The sequence below is a fragment of the Streptomyces sp. NBC_01298 genome (assembly GCF_035978755.1).
Classification (GTDB): Bacteria; Actinomycetota; Actinomycetes; order Streptomycetales; family Streptomycetaceae; genus Streptomyces.
On the sequence record NZ_CP108414.1, the window covers coordinates 1,543,581 to 1,558,716 of the forward strand.

12 protein-coding genes are annotated in these 15,136 nt (G+C 73.0%); 6 read left to right on the plus strand and 6 right to left on the minus strand.

The annotated features are described in order from the left end of the window. Positions 1-17: 17 nt before the first annotated feature. The 5 genes from OG730_RS07105 to OG730_RS07125 form a co-directional block, all read right to left on the minus strand. Positions 18-2,090 (minus strand): S9 family peptidase, encoded by a 2,073-nt coding sequence (locus OG730_RS07105; protein ID WP_327303400.1) that lies wholly within the window; start codon positions 2,088-2,090, stop codon positions 18-20. Further along, on the minus strand, positions 2,087-3,493 hold the full coding sequence (locus OG730_RS07110; RefSeq protein ID WP_327303401.1) for a M20/M25/M40 family metallo-hydrolase: 1,407 nt from the start codon (positions 3,491-3,493) through the stop codon (positions 2,087-2,089). The genes OG730_RS07105 and OG730_RS07110 overlap by 4 nt, the downstream gene beginning before the upstream one ends. Then, the gene (locus OG730_RS07115; RefSeq protein WP_327303402.1) at positions 3,486-4,319 is read right to left on the minus strand and encodes a M55 family metallopeptidase; all 834 of its coding nucleotides are present in this window, start codon (positions 4,317-4,319) and stop codon (positions 3,486-3,488) included. Before OG730_RS07115 ends, OG730_RS07110 begins: the two co-directional genes overlap by 8 nt. A 171-nt stretch (positions 4,320-4,490) precedes the next feature. Beyond that, positions 4,491-4,934 carry an SRPBCC family protein gene (locus tag OG730_RS07120; protein ID WP_327303403.1) on the minus strand — a complete coding sequence of 148 codons (444 nt, stop codon included), beginning with the start codon at positions 4,932-4,934 and terminating at the stop codon, positions 4,491-4,493. 74 nt (positions 4,935-5,008) lie between these two features. Continuing rightward, positions 5,009-5,839, minus strand: coding sequence for a hypothetical protein (locus OG730_RS07125; protein WP_327303404.1), 831 nt, complete (start codon positions 5,837-5,839; stop codon positions 5,009-5,011). Between the two features lie 111 nt (positions 5,840-5,950). On the opposite strand from OG730_RS07125, the gene OG730_RS07130 reads away from it, so the two are divergent. The 3 genes from OG730_RS07130 (at position 5,951) to OG730_RS07140 (ending at position 9,277) form a co-directional block, all read left to right on the plus strand. After that, the gene (locus OG730_RS07130) at positions 5,951-6,994 is read left to right on the plus strand and encodes an Rv2578c family radical SAM protein (protein WP_327303405.1); all 1,044 of its coding nucleotides are present in this window, start codon (positions 5,951-5,953) and stop codon (positions 6,992-6,994) included. A gap of 123 nt (positions 6,995-7,117) precedes the next feature. Further along, complete coding sequence (locus OG730_RS07135; protein ID WP_327303406.1) at positions 7,118-8,728, plus strand: alpha/beta hydrolase; 1,611 nt, start codon at positions 7,118-7,120, stop codon at positions 8,726-8,728. A gap of 24 nt (positions 8,729-8,752) precedes the next feature. Beyond that, positions 8,753-9,277: a RidA family protein gene (locus OG730_RS07140; protein WP_442814848.1), complete on the plus strand. Its 525-nt coding sequence runs from the start codon at positions 8,753-8,755 to the stop codon at positions 9,275-9,277. A gap of 46 nt (positions 9,278-9,323) precedes the next feature. Here the strand turns inward: OG730_RS07140 and OG730_RS07145 are convergent, their stop codons facing one another. Beyond that, positions 9,324-9,896, minus strand: a complete 573-nt coding sequence (locus OG730_RS07145; protein ID WP_327303407.1) for a HEAT repeat domain-containing protein — start codon at positions 9,894-9,896, stop codon at positions 9,324-9,326. A gap of 558 nt (positions 9,897-10,454) precedes the next feature. Between OG730_RS07145 and OG730_RS07150 the strand changes: the two genes are divergently transcribed. The 3 genes from OG730_RS07150 (at position 10,455) to ccrA (ending at position 15,074) form a co-directional block, all read left to right on the plus strand. Further along, positions 10,455-12,287 carry a 3-hydroxyacyl-CoA dehydrogenase family protein gene (locus OG730_RS07150; RefSeq protein ID WP_327303408.1) on the plus strand — a complete coding sequence of 611 codons (1,833 nt, stop codon included), beginning with the start codon at positions 10,455-10,457 and terminating at the stop codon, positions 12,285-12,287. A 187-nt stretch (positions 12,288-12,474) separates the two neighbouring features. After that, entirely contained in the window at positions 12,475-13,302 is an 828-nt protein-coding gene (locus tag OG730_RS07155; protein ID WP_327303409.1) for a TetR family transcriptional regulator, read from the plus strand. A 428-nt stretch (positions 13,303-13,730) separates the two neighbouring features. After that, positions 13,731-15,074, plus strand: coding sequence for a crotonyl-CoA carboxylase/reductase (gene ccrA, locus OG730_RS07160; RefSeq protein ID WP_327309181.1), 1,344 nt, complete (start codon positions 13,731-13,733; stop codon positions 15,072-15,074). Positions 15,075-15,136: the final 62 nt, after the last annotated feature.

Below are 15,136 nucleotides of genomic sequence, written 5' to 3' on the forward strand. Positions count from 1 at the left end.
CGCCGCGGCCCGGGGGCTCAGTCGGACAGGGCCAAACGGGGGATGTCCGCCCGCTCGAACCCGAACACCTGCGCGTACAGCGACAGCTCCGCCTCCAGGGCCCGGACCATCGTGTCCGCGCGCCGGAAGCCGTGGCCCTCGCCCTCGAAGGCGACGTACGCGTGCGGCACCGACCGCCCGCGCATCGCGGCCAGCAGCCGCTCCGCCTGCGCGGGCGGGCAGACCGGGTCGTCCAGGCCCTGGAGCAGGACGAACGGCGCGGTGATCCCGTCGGCGCGGGCCACCGGGGAACGCTCGCGGCTGAGCAGGGCCAGGGTCTGCGGGGGTCCGGCGAGGCCGTCGATGTAGCGGGACTCCAGGTCGTGGGTCTCGGCGGCGAAGCCGGTCAGGTCCAGCACCGGGTAGATGATCGCCGCACACGCGTACAGGTCGGTCGACGCCAGCGAGGCCGCGGCCGTCCAGCCGCCCGCGCTGCCGCCCCGGATCGCGAGCCGGTCCGGGTCGGCGGTGCCCTCGGCGGCCAGGGCCCGCGCCACGGAGGCGCAGTCCTCGACGTCGACCAGGCCCCACTGTTCGCGCAGCCGTTCCCGGTAGGCGCGGCCGTAGCCCGTGGAGCCGCCGTAGTTGACCTCGACGACGCCGATGCCGCGGGAGGTGAAGTAGGCGATGTGCAGGTCGAGTACGGGCGGCACGTGGTCGGTGGGGCCGCCGTGCGCCCACACCACGTACGGGGGCAGCTCGTCGGCCCGGGCGCGCAGCAGGGGGTGGTGCGGCGGATAGACGTGGGCGTGGATCTCCCGGCCGCCCCGGCCGAAGAAGGTCCTGCTCTGCGGCTCGGGGTAGTAGGCGGGGTCCGCCCGGTCGGCCGGCCCCGCCCCGGCTGCCGCGTCCTGCGGCTCCGCCTCCGCCGTCCCGCAGCCGCGGCCGCCCACCACCCGGGCGTGCCCGGTGGCCGTGTCCAGCTCCACCACCTCGTACGCGCTGCGCGGGCTGGCCGCGACCCCGTAGACCCGGTCGCCGCTGACGGCGAGCGTGGGCTGCCAGGCCGTCCACGGCCCGGCCGCGTCGACGAGGTCCCCGCTCTCCGGGTCGAGCACGCCGAGCACCGAGGAGCCCCGGCCGTGCAGGACGGCGACCAGTCCGTCGGGGAGCGCCGCGATCCAGCGCAGGCCGGGCTTCCACAGCGCCCCGCCGAACTCCTCTTCCCGGGGGCACAGGTTGACGGCCCCGCCCGTCTCCGGGTCCACCCGGTACGGGTTCCACCAGCCGCCCCGGTCGCTCACCGCGAGGAGGCTTCCGCCGGTGGTCCACTCGACCTGCGCGACCGCCTCCTCCGGTCCGCCGAGCACGGTACGGGCCTGCGCGAGCCGGCCGTCGGGGGTGACCTCGGCGAGCCGGAGCTCGGTGCCGTCCCACGGCATCCGGGGGTGGTCCCACACCAGCCAGGCCGCGTGCCGCCCGTCCGGGGAGAGCCGGGGCCCGGTGCTGAACCGGTACCGGTCGTCGGTCAACTCCCTGACGAGAGAGCGGTCTTCGGCGGCCGACCCGTCGAGCGGTACGGCGGCCAGTACGCGGCGCACGTCGGTCGGCGCGGTCCCGGTGAACTCCTCGAGCACGCACCAGACTTCGCCGTCCCGCAGCACCGGGTCGGCCCAGCGCAGCCCGCCGCCGACCGCCGAAAGGGGGGTCAGCGCCCGCGGCGCGGGGCTGCCGGGCGCGTCGGGCTCGTACGCGTACAGCCGCTGGTCGGCGAAGTGTACGAAGACCACCAGCGGCCCGCCCAGGGGCCGTTCGGCGCCCGCCCAGGGCAGGCCGCCGTACTCGGTGACCCGGCTGCGCACGTTCCACGGCGCGGGCAGCGCGCAGACGGCGGGCCCGCCATCCGCGGGCCGGCGGACCAGGGCGCGGCGACCGCCTTCGGCCGGCCGGGGCACCGTCCACCACACCTCGGCGCCGATCGCGCCGACGTACTCGGGTCTCCCGTCGAGGGAGGCGGCGAGCGCGGCGCCGATCGGCGAGGGCCAGCTGCCGTAGGGCGCGGTGCCGTCGCCGCGCGGGGTCGCCGGCGAGGGCGTCAGCGGGGGCGTCACAGGGCGCGCAGGGCTCGGTCGAGGACGCGGACCCCGAAGTGCAGGGCGTCGACGGGCACCCGCTCGTCCACTCCGTGGAAGAGGGACCAGTAGTCGAAGCCGGGCGGCAGCTTGAGCGGGGAGAAGCCGTAGCCGGTGATGCCGAGCCGGGAGAACTGCTTGGCGTCGGTGCCGCCCGCCATGCAGAAGGGCACCACGTGGCCCTCGGGATCGAAGGCTTCGACGGACTCGCGCAGGATCCCGTACGTCCGTCCGTCCACGGGGGCTTCGAGGGCCACCTCCCGGTGGTGGAACTCCCAGTGCACGTCGGGGCCGGTGAGCTCGTCGAGGGTGGCGATGAATTCGGCCTCGCCGCCGGGCAGCATCCGGCCGTCCACGTAGGCGGTGGCGGTGCCGGGGATGACGTTGAGCTTGTAACCGGCGCTGAGCATGGTCGGGTTGGCGCTGTTGCGCACGGTGGCCTCGACGAGGGCGCCGGCCGGGCCGAGCTTGTTGAGGATCTGGTCGAGGTGGAATCCGGGGGCCCGCGGGTCCACCGACATCCCCTGGATGGCGGCGAGTTCGGTGATGCAGGCGGTGACGGTGTCGGTGAGGCGGACCGGCCACTCGTGCTCGCCGATGCGGGCGACGGCGGCCGCGAGCCGGCTGACCGCGTTGGCCCGGTTGGGCTTGGAACCGTGCCCGGCGGTGCCGGTCGCGGTCAACTTCAGCCAGGCGGTGCCACGTTCGCCGGCGGCGATCGGGTAGAGGGCCTGTCCGGGCGCGGCGTGCACGGTGAAGGCCCCGGACTCGCTGATGCCCTCGGTACAGCCCTCGAAGAGCTCCGGGTGGTGGTCGGCGAGGAAGCCCGAGCCGTCGATCGCGCTGTCCTCCTCGTCGGCGGTGTAGGCGATCACCACGTCCCGCCGGGGCCGCACGCCGGCCCGCGCCCAGGCCCGTACGACGGCCAGCACCATCGCGTCCATGTTCTTCATGTCCACGGCGCCGCGGCCCCAGACCACCCCGTCCCGGATCTCGCCCGAGAAGGGGTCCACGCTCCAGTCGGAGGCCTCGGCCGGGACCACGTCGAGGTGGCCGTGGACCAGGAGGGCGGGGGCGGTGGGGTCGGTGCCCGCGATCCGGGCCACCACGTTGGTGCGGCCCGGGGTGCGCTCCAGCAGCACGGGCTCCAGGCCGATGTCCGCCAGCCGCTCGGCGACGTACTCGGCGGCCGGGCGTTCCCGGCAGTCGCCGCCGCCGCGGTTGGTGGTGTCGATGCGGATCAGGCCGGAGGTGAACTCCACGGCCTCGTCGAGCGCCACCCGGTCGACGGGGGTGCCCTCGACGCTGGTGTTCTCGACGGGGACGCCGCCAACCGGGGCGCTGCCGGGCGCCGCGGTCTCCGGCACGGACATGTCAGCCATACTGCTCCTCCACCGCTGCCGAGACGATCGTGGTGACCGCCTTGAAGGTCCGGATCCCCTCGTACATCGTCCCGCTGGTGTATCCGACCCTACGCTCACCCGCCCGCTCGACCCCGGGCACGACGGTGGCCGCCATCGCCAGGTGCTCGGCGTCGAACTCCACCTCCACCGCGAACGGTCCTCCCCGCACCGGTTCGTGGCGTACGGCGAGGGCCGCGGCCTCCTTGGCGGCGGCCCGGATGTCGGCGGCCGTACGGGCCGGGGTGCGGCAGACGGCGGCGTAGCGCGAGACGTGGTCCTTGACGGCGACCGTCACCGCGTCCGGGGCGTACCCGGCGGCGTCGGCGCAGGTCAGGTCGTCTCCGGTGACCAGGACGACGGGGACCCCGTACTCGGCGACCACGTGCGCGTTGAGCAGGCCCTCGCTGGCGCGGGTCCCGTTGACCCAGACCCCCGTGATGGAGTTGGCGAGGTAGGTGTGGGCGAGCACGCCCTCTTCGCCGGCGCCCGTGTGGTAGCCGACGAAGGCGATGCCGTCGACGTCCCCGTGCTGGACGCCCTCCACCATGGAGAGGGACTTGTGGCGGCCGGTGAGCAGCTCGACGCGCGGGTCGAGCTGCTCCAGCAGCAGGTTGCGCATGGTCCAGTGGGCCTCGTTGACGAGTACGCGCTCCGCCCCGGCGTCGTAGAACCCGAGGACGGCGGCGTTCACGTCGGAGGTGAACAGGCTCCGGCAGCGTTCCCACTGCGGGGTCCCGGGCAGCACGTCGGCGGGCCAGGTGACGCCGGTGGCGCCTTCCATGTCGGCGGAGATGAGGATCTTCATCGGGCCCCCTGGCGGTCGGTAGCGCTCAGGGCCCCCACCCTAGCCGTCCGACCCCTGCCGGACCTCGGGGCCGCGCCCCCGGCGCGCCGGGGCGCGGGCCCGGCCCCGGGCGGGCTCATTTCACCCGATCCGGTGAGGCCCGATCCCCGGCCCCACCGGCAACGGCCTTGCTCAGCCCTTGACTTCGGCGGCCAGGTTGGCGAGGAGGGTGTCGTAGATGCGGGCGAGGCCCTTGGGCGCGAAGGTGCGCTCGAAGAAGCCGCCGATGCCGCCGGCGCCCTTCCACACGGTGGTGACGACGGCCTTGGACTTGCCCTCGCCCGCCGGGGTGACGGTCCAGGTGGTGACCATGGTGGAGTTGCGGTCCTTCTCCACGAGCTGCCCGTCGGTGGGCTCGGTGACCTCCAGCAGGCAGTCGCGGACCCGCTTGCTCGTGGCCTGGAGCTTCCAGTGGACGAGGGTGCCCTCGCCGTCGCCGCCCTCGAGCACCTCGTACTCGCTGAAGTGCTCGGGCAGCACCTTGCCCCGGGTCCCGGTGTAGTCGGCCAGCGCGTCGAACACGGTCTCCGCGTCCGCCCCGATGATGCGTTCCGTGGTGGCCTCGACCTGCGCCATGGCGTTCCTCCAGCAGTTGTGTTCGCTCGTCACCGCGAAGCCAACCACCTCCGGGGCGGGCGCCCAAATCCGGGTCAGACGTGACAGCGGACGGAGACCAGGAGGGCGTCGGCGGGCAGCGCCGCGAGGTGGGCCGCCGCACTGCCGAACTCCCCCAGCGGGGGCGGGGTGTGCAGGCAGGCTCCGGGGTCGTCGCAGGCTCCGTGCAGAGGGGCGCTGCCCTGCTCGCACCACCAGCCGTCTAGGGTCAGGAGGTTCACGCACGGGGAGGCCCAGGCGGCGCCGCGCGAGACGAACCACTCCCGCTCGCGGTAGGCGCCGAAGGTCTGGACTGGATCTTCGATGCCGCGCAGGAAGGAGTCGAACCCGTCGTCGGCCGGGTCGGAAGGGAGCTCCGCGGCCCACTGCCGGAAGGGTGCGGCCGGTGTCTGCGCGAGGTATTCCGAGTGGGCCTCGCTCCATGCGGCCTCGTAGCCGGACCGCTCCACACGGACCGCGTCCGGGTGGAGGTCCTCCCACGGCCGGACCGACGGATACTCCCGGAGCAGCTCCTGCCACCGGTCCCAGGCGGCCCCGGCCAGTTCCGCGGTCCGCTCGGAGCGCTCGCGCACCACGAGCAGTCCGCGCGGGCCGCCCGCGCACCAGCCGGGCAGGCTGTCCTCACGGGTGCCGTTCCAGCGCGGGTGGTCGTGGACGATCCGGGGGTCCGCCTCGTGGCCCGGCCGGATGCGGTAGCCGGCTCCCTCCGCGCCACCCTGGATCCGCCAGCCGTCCCAGATCCGCAGGTCCTGGGAGATGTCACCGTCCCGGTCCAGCCAGAAGGGCGCGAGCGCCTCTCCCACCGCTTCTTCGAGCCGGTCCCCGGCCTCGCCCGGGAGGCACACCGTGAGTCTGTATCCCGCCATGGGGCGCAGCCTCGCACCCTTCGCTCCGTCCTGACCAGCGATTTCCCCACCCCGCACGATCATGAGAACGTTTGTTCTATTCTCGGTCGGAGCTACCGAGGGAGGCGCACCATGCGCTGGGACAACCTGACCGCGGGCCCCACGGGCCCGGCCGCGCTCTTCGGCGCCGACTCCGTCGTGACCCGCACCTTCGACACCCCCGAGTTCCGCGGGATCACCTTCCACGAGGTCCGGGCCCGCTCGATCGTCAACCGGGTCCCCGGCGCCTCCCGGATGCCGTTCGAGTGGACCGTGAACCCTTACCGGGGATGCAGTCACGCCTGCGTGTACTGCTTCGCCCGCAAGACGCACGGCTACCTCGACCTCGACACCGGGATCGGCTTCGACTCCCAGATCGTCGTCAAGACCAACGCCCCCGAGCTCCTGCGCCGCGAGCTCGCCTCGCCCCGGTGGACCGGCGCGCACATCGCGATGGGCACCAACGTGGACTGCTACCAGCGCGCCGAGGGCCGCTACCGCCTCATGCCCGGGATCATCGAGGCGCTGCGGGAGCGGGCCAACCCCTTCTCGATCCTGACCAAGGGCACGCTGATCCTGCGCGACCTCCCCCTCATCCAGGAGGCCGCCGTCGTCGCCGACGTCGGGATCTGCGTCTCCGTCGGCTTCACCGACACCGCCCTGTGGCGCACGGTCGAACCAGGCACCCCCTCCCCCGCCGCCCGGCTGCAGGCCGTCCGCGCCCTCACCGACGCCGGCATCGAGTGCGGGGTGCTGATGGCCCCCGTGATCCCCTTCCTCGGGGACTCCCCGGAGCAGCTGCGGGCCACCGTCCGGGCCGTCGCCGAGTCGGGCGCGACCTCCGTGACACCCCTGGTACTCCATCTGCGCCCCGGTGCCCGCGAGTGGTTCACGGCCTGGCTGGGCGAGCACCACCCCCATCTGGCCGCCCGGTACGAGCGGATGTACGCGGGCGGCTCGTACGCGCCCACCTGGTACCAGCGGATGATCACCCGCCAAGTCCACGAGCTCGCCGCCGAGTTCGGCATCGGACCGGGAGGCCCCGGCGGCCCGGCACCGGCCCGGCGGATCGTCGTACCGGAGCGGCCGGACAGCGGCGCAGCCGCGCCCGGGCCGACCCAGCTCAGCCTGCTCTGAGCGCCCGTACGACCGTACGACCGACTGAAGGGTCATCACATCGGGCCAATCGGGGCTCCAATCCCCCCTTCCGGGCGCGGGTTCCGGGACGATTCCGCCCAGAACCCTCGGCTGGGAGGCCCCATGCTGCATCCGATGCTGCGCCCGATGAAGAACAGCAAGCCCGGTCCCGCCCTGCGGCGCGCCGCCGTCCTGCTCGCGGTGTCCACCATCGCCGCCGCCCTGGCGAGCCCGGTCACGGCCGCCGCCCCGGCAGCGGCGGCTCCGGCCGCCCCGGCCGCCGAGGCCCTGAAGTGGTCCAACTGCGCGACCTCCCGCTACCCGACGCTCCAGTGCGCCTCCCTCAAGGTCCCCCTCGACCACGAGAACCCGGCGGGCCGGCAGATCTCCCTGGCTCTGACCCGGGTCCCCCACACGGCCGCCCGCTCCCAGGGCCCGCTGCTGGTCAACCCCGGCGGGCCCGGCGGCAGCGGTCGCACACTGGCCGGTTTCATCGCCTCCGCGCTGCCCAAGGACGTCGCGGCCCAGTACGACGTGATCGGCTTCGACCCCCGCGGCGTCGGCAAGAGCGAGCCCGCCCTGGACTGCGGCGCCGGCCACTTCACCCCCGTACGGCCGGACTCCGTGCCGCTGGACGAGGAGACCGAGCGGGCCAACCTGGAGCGGGTGAAGTCCTTCGCCGAGTCCTGCCAGACCAAGCACGCGGACGTCCTCCCCTACATCGGCACCGTCTCGGCGGCCCGTGACCTCGAGGTCCTGCGCACCGCCCTGCGCGCCGACAAGCTGAGCTACTTCGGCTACTCCTACGGCACCTACCTGGGCGCGGTGTACGCCAAGCTCCACCCCGACCGCGTGCACCGGCTGGTCCTGGACTCCGTGGTCGACCCGGCCGGGGTCTGGTACGAGGACAACCTCGCCCAGGACCAGGCCTTCGACTCCCGCCACAAGGCCTTCCTGGCCTGGGTGGCCCGGTACGACTCCACGTACCACCTCGGCACCGACCCGGCCGCCGTCGAGGCCCGCTGGTACGAGATGCGGACGGCACTGCGCACGGCTCCGGCGGGCGGCAAGGTGGGCCCGGCGGAGCTGGAGGACACCTTCATGCCGGGCGGCTACTTCAACGGCTACTGGCCCCACCTCGCGACGGCCTTCGCCGCCTACGCGGTGGAGGACGACCCGAAGCCGCTGGTCTCCGCGTACGAGAAGTTCGGCGCGGTGGAGCCCTCGGCGGGCAACAGCTACAGCGTGTACACGGCCGTGCAGTGCCGGGACTCGGCCTGGCCCAGGAACTGGAACCAGTGGCGGGCCGACATGTGGCGCACGCACGCCAAGGCCCCCTTCATGACCTGGAACAACGCCTGGTACAACGCCCCCTGCGCGTTCTGGCCGGGCGAGCCGCTCCAGGCCCCGGACGTCACCAACTCGGCGCTCCCGCAGGCGCTCCTCTTCCAGGCGACCGAGGACGCGGCGACCCCCTACGAGGGCGCGGTGAGCATGCGGCGCAAGCTCGCGGGCTCGGCGCTGGTCGTCGAGGAGGGCGGCGGCAACCACGGGGTCGCCCTGAGCGGCAACAAGTGCCTCGACGAGAAGCTGGCTTCGTACCTGCTGACGGGCAAGGCCGCGGACGCCGTCTGCCCGGCACAGCCCGCCCCCACCCCGATCCCGGCGACCCGTGCGGTCCCGCCCTCGGCGGGCGGCGCGGCGCTCCACGGCCTGCTGGGCTTCCGGGGCTGACGTACGGCGGGCAAGATCGTGCCCATGGCCACCTCACAGGACAACCACCTCACCCGCATCGCCGCGCCCGAGGGCGTCGCCCCGGGCACCGGCTACAGCCACGTCGTCTGGGGCACCGGGCGGTTCGTCGCCGTGTCCGGGCAGTGCGCCTTCGACGAGAAGGGCGAGCTGGTCGGGGAGGGCGATCCCGCCGCCCAGGCCCGGCAGGTGTTCGAGAACCTGCGGCGGTGCCTGGCCGCGGCCGGGGCCGGCTTCGAGGACGTGGTGAAGCTGACGTACTTCGTCACGGACATCGCCCACCTCCCGGCGGTACGGGAGGCCCGCGACGAGGTGATCGCCCCGGACCGCCTCCCGGCCTCCTCGGCGGTCCAGGTGGCGGCGCTGTTCCGGCCCGAACTGCTGATGGAGATCGAGGCCTTCGCGGTCCTGCCGGAGCGGACCGGGAGCGGGAGCGGGACCGGTTCCGCCGCCGACGAGACCGAGTCCGGTTTCCGGACCGGCTCCCGGGCCGGTTTCGGGACCGGGTTCAAGACCGGCTTCGCCGGCTGAGACCCACCGGTTGGGGCCCACCGGTTGGGGCCCACCGGCTGAGGCTCTAGGTGGTCGCGCCCAGCGCCCGCAGGGCCGCCGTGGCCGCCACTGCCAGCCGGGGGTGCGACTGGGCCCGGGTCAGGACCTCCCGGGCCCGCTCGTCCGCCAGCGCGCCCAGCCCCTCCACGCAGGCCAGGGCCACCCGCCAGTACGGGTCGTGCGGCGCGAGCCGCCGCGACAGGGTGCGGATCAGCGCCGGGGCGGACTCCGGGGCGCGCAGCGCCGCCAGCAGCCGCACCGGGTGCAGGGCGTAGGCCGTGCGCAGTTCGTTGGTGGCCAGCGCCGCCGCCGCGCGGGCGGTGCGCGGGTCCCCGAGGACGGCCAGCGCCTGCGCGGCCGCCTCGCAGCGCGGCGGGTCCCGGTGGTTGAGCAGCAGGACCAGGGACTCGAAGGCGCGCCGGTCGCCGGCCAGCCCCAGCCGGTACGCGGCCAGCTCGCGGGCCCACAGGGGCAGCCCCGCGGAGGTCAGCGATGCCGCCAGGCCGTCCGCGTCCGCCGCGAGCAGCGCCTCGTACTGCGCCTCGTACTCCGGTGCCCGCGCGGCTTCCGCCCGCAGACGCTCCAACACGTCGTTCACCCGGCCACCCTAGGCGGCTCCGGCGGACGCCGCGCCGGGTTCCCCGACACGGGTGACCGCCCCGGGGGCGGGCCTTCGAACACCCGGTTGATCGATGATCGATGATCGATGATCGGTACATTTGGGCGGTACAGGTCACATCTGCGCGCTCTGGCGGAGCAGTTGGGGACGGGTTACTGTCCCTACAACACGTACGAGGGCGGCCTGGTGACGCAGCCACCTCGTGCCAGTCGGTTCTGCACGACTTTCGCACCACCTCACGGCGTGACCCCGGGACAGGGCTCCGCCGCTTCGCCCCACCGGCTCCTTGCCTCCGGGTTCCCTGGTTCCCCCGGGTTCCCCGGTACCGCCGCGATCCCCGGTCATCCGGGAGCCCCGGGCTTCTCCCCGCGCTGTGCGCACGGCTCTCCGCGTGCTCCCGCGCGCGCTCTTCCGCTCTTCCGCACGGATTCCCCGTACGGCACGGATTCCCGTACCCACGGATTCCCGTACGGCCGCCGCGCGCGCCGTGCTCCGCGCGCCCCCTCAGTCGTCACCCTCTTCCACTGGAGTCCCGCGATGGACCTTCCGTCCACGTCCGGTCAGCCCTCCCCCTCCTCCCAGCCCGTCCGCCCCGCCCTGCAGACCATCGCCGTGGTCGGTCTCGGCACGATGGGCTCCGGCATCGCCGAGGTCCTCGCCCGGGCCGGCCGCGAGGTCATCGGCATCGACGTCAGCGAGGCCGCCGCCCGCCGGGCCACCACGGCCCTCGCCGCGGCCACCGCCCGCTCCGTGGCCAAGGAGCAGCTCACCGAGCAGGAGCGCGAGGCGGTGCTCGCCCGCTTCCGCACCTTCTCCGAGCTGGGCGCCGCCGCCGACGCCGACCTCGTCATCGAGGTGGTCCCCGAGTCCTACGAGCTCAAGCAGCGGATCTTCCGCGAGCTCGACGCGATCGTCCGGCCCACCGCGATCCTGGCGACCGGCACCAACGCCCTGTCGGTGACGCGGATGGCCGCCGAGTCGCAGCGCCCGGAGCGCGTGGTCGGCCTGCACTTCTTCAACCCGGTCCCGACGATGAAGCTGGTCGAGGTCGTCTCCAGCGTCCTGACGGCCCCGCCGGCCGTCGAGGCGGTCACCGCCCTGGCCCGCGAGCTCGGCAAGCAGCCCGTCGCGGTCGGCGACCGCCCGGGCTTCGTCGCCGACGGCCTGCTGTTCGGCTACCTCAACCAGGCCGCCGCCATGTACGAGTCGCGGTACGCCTCCCGCGAGGACATCGACGCGGCGATGAAGCTGGGCTGCGGTCTGCCGATGGGCCCGCTCGCGCTGCTCGACCTGATCGGCGTGGACACCGCCCGCACCGTCCTGGAGGCCATGTACACGGCCTCGGGCGACCGGCTGCACGCCCCCGCCCCGATCCTCGGCCACCTCGCCGAGGCGGGCCTGACCGGGCAGAAGTCCGGGCGCGGGTTCTACACGTACGAGGCCCCGGGCAGCCAGGTCGTCGTCCGTGACCTGCAGACCCCGCCGGACGGGGACCTGGTCCGGGCGAGCCGTCCGGTGAACTCGGTCGGCGTGGCCGGTTCGGGCACGATGGCGAGCGGCATCGCGCAGGTCTTCGCGCAGGCCGGCTTCCCCGTGGTGCTGGCGGCCCGCAGCCAGGAGAAGGCGGACGCGGCGAAGGCCGCGATCGGAAAGTCGCTGGCCCGCGCGGTGGACCGGGGCCGGCTGACGGCGGAGGCCGCCGCGGCCACCGTGGGCCGGATCACGGCGGCGGGCTCGCTGGACGCGTTCTCGGACGTGGACCTGGCCGTGGAGGCCGTCGCCGAGGACCTGGAGGTGAAGCAGGAACTGTTCCGGGCGCTGGACCAGGCCTGCAAGCCCGGTGCGGTGCTCGCCACCACGACCTCCTCGCTCCCGGTGATCGCGATCGCCCGTGCGACCTCGCGTCCCGAGGACGTGATCGGCATGCACTTCTTCAATCCGGCCCCGGCGATGAAGCTGGTCGAGGTGGTCCGGACCGTCCTGACCGCCGACGACGTGCACGCCACGGTCCGCGGCATCTGCGGCCAGGTCCGCAAGCACGCGGTGGACTGCGGGGACCGGGCGGGCTTCATCGTGAACGCGCTGCTGTTCCCGTACCTCAACAACGCGATCAAGATGGTCGAGCAGCACTACGCCGGCATCGACGACATCGACGCGGCGATGAAGCTGGGCGGCGGCTACCCGATGGGGCCCTTCGAGCTCCTCGACGTGGTCGGCCTGGACGTGTCGCTGGCCATCGAGAAGGTCCTGCACAAGGAGTTCCGCGACCCGGGCCTGGCCCCGTCCCCGCTGCTGGAGCACCTGGTCGCGGCAGGCTGCCTGGGCCGGAAGACCGGCCGCGGATTCCGTGAGTACGCCCCCCGCCGGTAATCCGCGGCAGGCACAGGAGCCCCAAGAGCAGGATGCGTGGGGAGGGCTGCTCGGGTCCGCCGGACCCTCACGGCGGACACACCCTCCCGAGGAGCACTGTGTGCCCAGTGCCTGCCCTCCCCCGCATCCATCCCCGTCCCACCCCCCTCGGGAGCGCTCTCCCGCGCGAATGAAGTACTTTCGCTCTATGTCCCAGCCCGCCAAGACCTCACCCCGCGCCTCCGCGGTCTCCGACGCCCCGGAGACCCCGGCCGGTACCAAGGCGGCCGCGCAGCGGCTCAAGATGCGCCGCGAGCTCGCGGCGGCCGCCATGGAGCTCTTCGCGAACAAGGGGTACGAGGCCACGACGGTCGACGAGATCGCCTCGGTGGCCGGGGTCGCGCGCCGGACCTTCTTCCGGCACTTCCGGTCCAAGGAAGAGGCGATCTTCCCGGACCACGACGACACCCTGACCCGCGCCGAGGCCGTCCTCGACGTGGCCCCGGCCCACGAGCACCCGCTCGACACGGTGTGCCGGGGGATCAAGGAAGTCATGAAGATGTACGCCGCCTCGCCGGCGGTGTCGGTGGAGCGCTACCGGCTCACCCGCGAGGTGCCGGCGCTGCGGGAGCGGGAGATCGCCTCGGTCGCCCGCTACGAGCGGCTGTTCACCCGCTACCTGCTGGCCCATTTCGACGAGACCGACCACCACGACGGCAACGACGATCCGCTGCTGGCGGAGGTCGCCGCCTCGGCGGTGGTCACGGCCCACAACCACGTGCTCCGGCGCTGGCTGCGGGCGGGCGGTCAGGGCGACGTGGAGGCGCAGCTCGACCACGCCTTCTCGATCGTGCGCAAGACCTTCGGTTCGGGGATCGGGGCGGGGCGCACGCTGAGCTCGGCGCCCGTGCCGGAACCCGTCGCCGCGCCGGCCTCGGTGCGTACGCAGGGCGAGGTACTGGTGGCGGTGGCCCGTACGGACGCCCCGCTGGACGAGGTCATGCGGACCATCGAAGAGGCACTCAGAAACAAGTAGGCGACACCAAGCAGGCGACACGCCTGGACACCTCCAGGCGACACATGTCACAGCGGCCGCTCCCGTTCCGGGGGCGGCCGCTTTCGTTTGTCCGAGTTGCCCCTACTCGCGGGTAACTCTGATCGATCATCGCTCATCCGTGCAGGTCAATCGGCAAATGAGAGAAAGTTTTGGCACGCGGTGCCTTGCTGAGTGACACGGGGTGCCATACGTTGAATCTCGTCCGGATGTCCCCGCGATCCAGCCCACTCGGTACGGAACGCGCCCCGGATGCCTGCGTCACCAGGCCCCCGCACCGCCCCACCACAGGCAACGCGCAGCTCCACCCCAGCCGAATCGACGGCGCCCCAAAAACATCGCTTCGCCGCACCGCGGTTCAGCACACCCCGATTCCCTCAGCGCACCCTCATCAGCGCACGGCCGGAGGCATCACCGTGAAGGACATCCTGGACGCGATCCAGTCGCAGGCCGCGACGGCCGCCGACTTCGCGGCCCTGCCGCTCCCCGACTCGTACCGCGCGATCACCGTGCACAAGGACGAGGCGGAGATGTTCGCCGGGCTCAGCTCCCGTGAGAAGGACCCCCGCAAGTCCCTGCACCTCGACGAGGTCCCGCTCCCCGAGCTGGGCCCGGGCGAGGCTCTGGTCGCCGTCATGGCGTCCTCGGTCAACTACAACTCCGTGTGGACCTCGATCTTCGAGCCGGTCTCCACCTTCAGCTTCCTGGAGCGCTACGGGCGCCTCTCGGAGCTCACCAAGCGCCACGACCTGCCGTACCACATCATCGGCTCGGACCTCGCGGGCGTCGTCCTGCGCACCGGCCCCGGCGTCAACGCCTGGAAGCCGGGCGACGAGGTCGTCGCGCACTGCCTGTCGGTCGAGCTGGAGTCCTCGGACGGCCACAACGACACGATGCTCGACCCCGAGCAGCGCATCTGGGGCTTCGAGACCAACTTCGGCGGCCTGGCGGAGATCGCCCTCGTCAAATCCAACCAGCTGATGCCCAAGCCCGACCACCTCAGCTGGGAGGAGGCCGCCTCGCCCGGCCTGGTCAACTCCACCGCGTACCGCCAGCTGGTCTCCCGCAACGGCGCCGGCATGAAGCAGGGCGACAACGTCCTGATCTGGGGCGCCAGCGGCGGGCTCGGCTCGTACGCCACCCAGTTCGCGCTGGCCGGCGGCGCCAACCCGATCTGCGTGGTCTCCTCCCCGGAGAAGGCCGACATCTGCCGGGCGATGGGCGCCACCGCGGTCATCGACCGCAACGCCGAGGGCTACAAGTTCTGGAAGGACGAGCACACCCAGGACCCGAAGGAGTGGAAGCGCTTCGGCAAGCGCATCCGCGAGCTCACCGGCGGCGAGGACATCGACATCGTCTTCGAGCACCCGGGCCGCGAGACCTTCGGCGCGAGCGTCTACGTCACCCGCAAGGGCGGCACCATCACCACCTGCGCCTCGACCTCGGGCTACATGCACGAGTACGACAACCGCTACCTGTGGATGTCCCTGAAGAAGATCATCGGCTCGCACTTCGCGAACTACCGCGAGGCCTGGGAGGCCAACCGCCTGATCTCGAAGGGCAAGATCCACCCCACCCTGTCGCGGGTCTACTCCCTCGAGGAGACCGGCCAGGCCGCCTACGACGTCCACCGCAACCTCCACCAGGGCAAGGTCGGCGTGCTCTGCCTGGCCCCCGAAGAGGGCCTGGGCGTGCGGGACCACGAGATGCGGGCGACGCACCTCGACGCGATCAACCTGTTCCGCGACGCGTAGCGGAGCGGACCAATAAGCACAGTCGCAACATCTGAGAATCCCCTCAAAGGCCAAAGGGACAG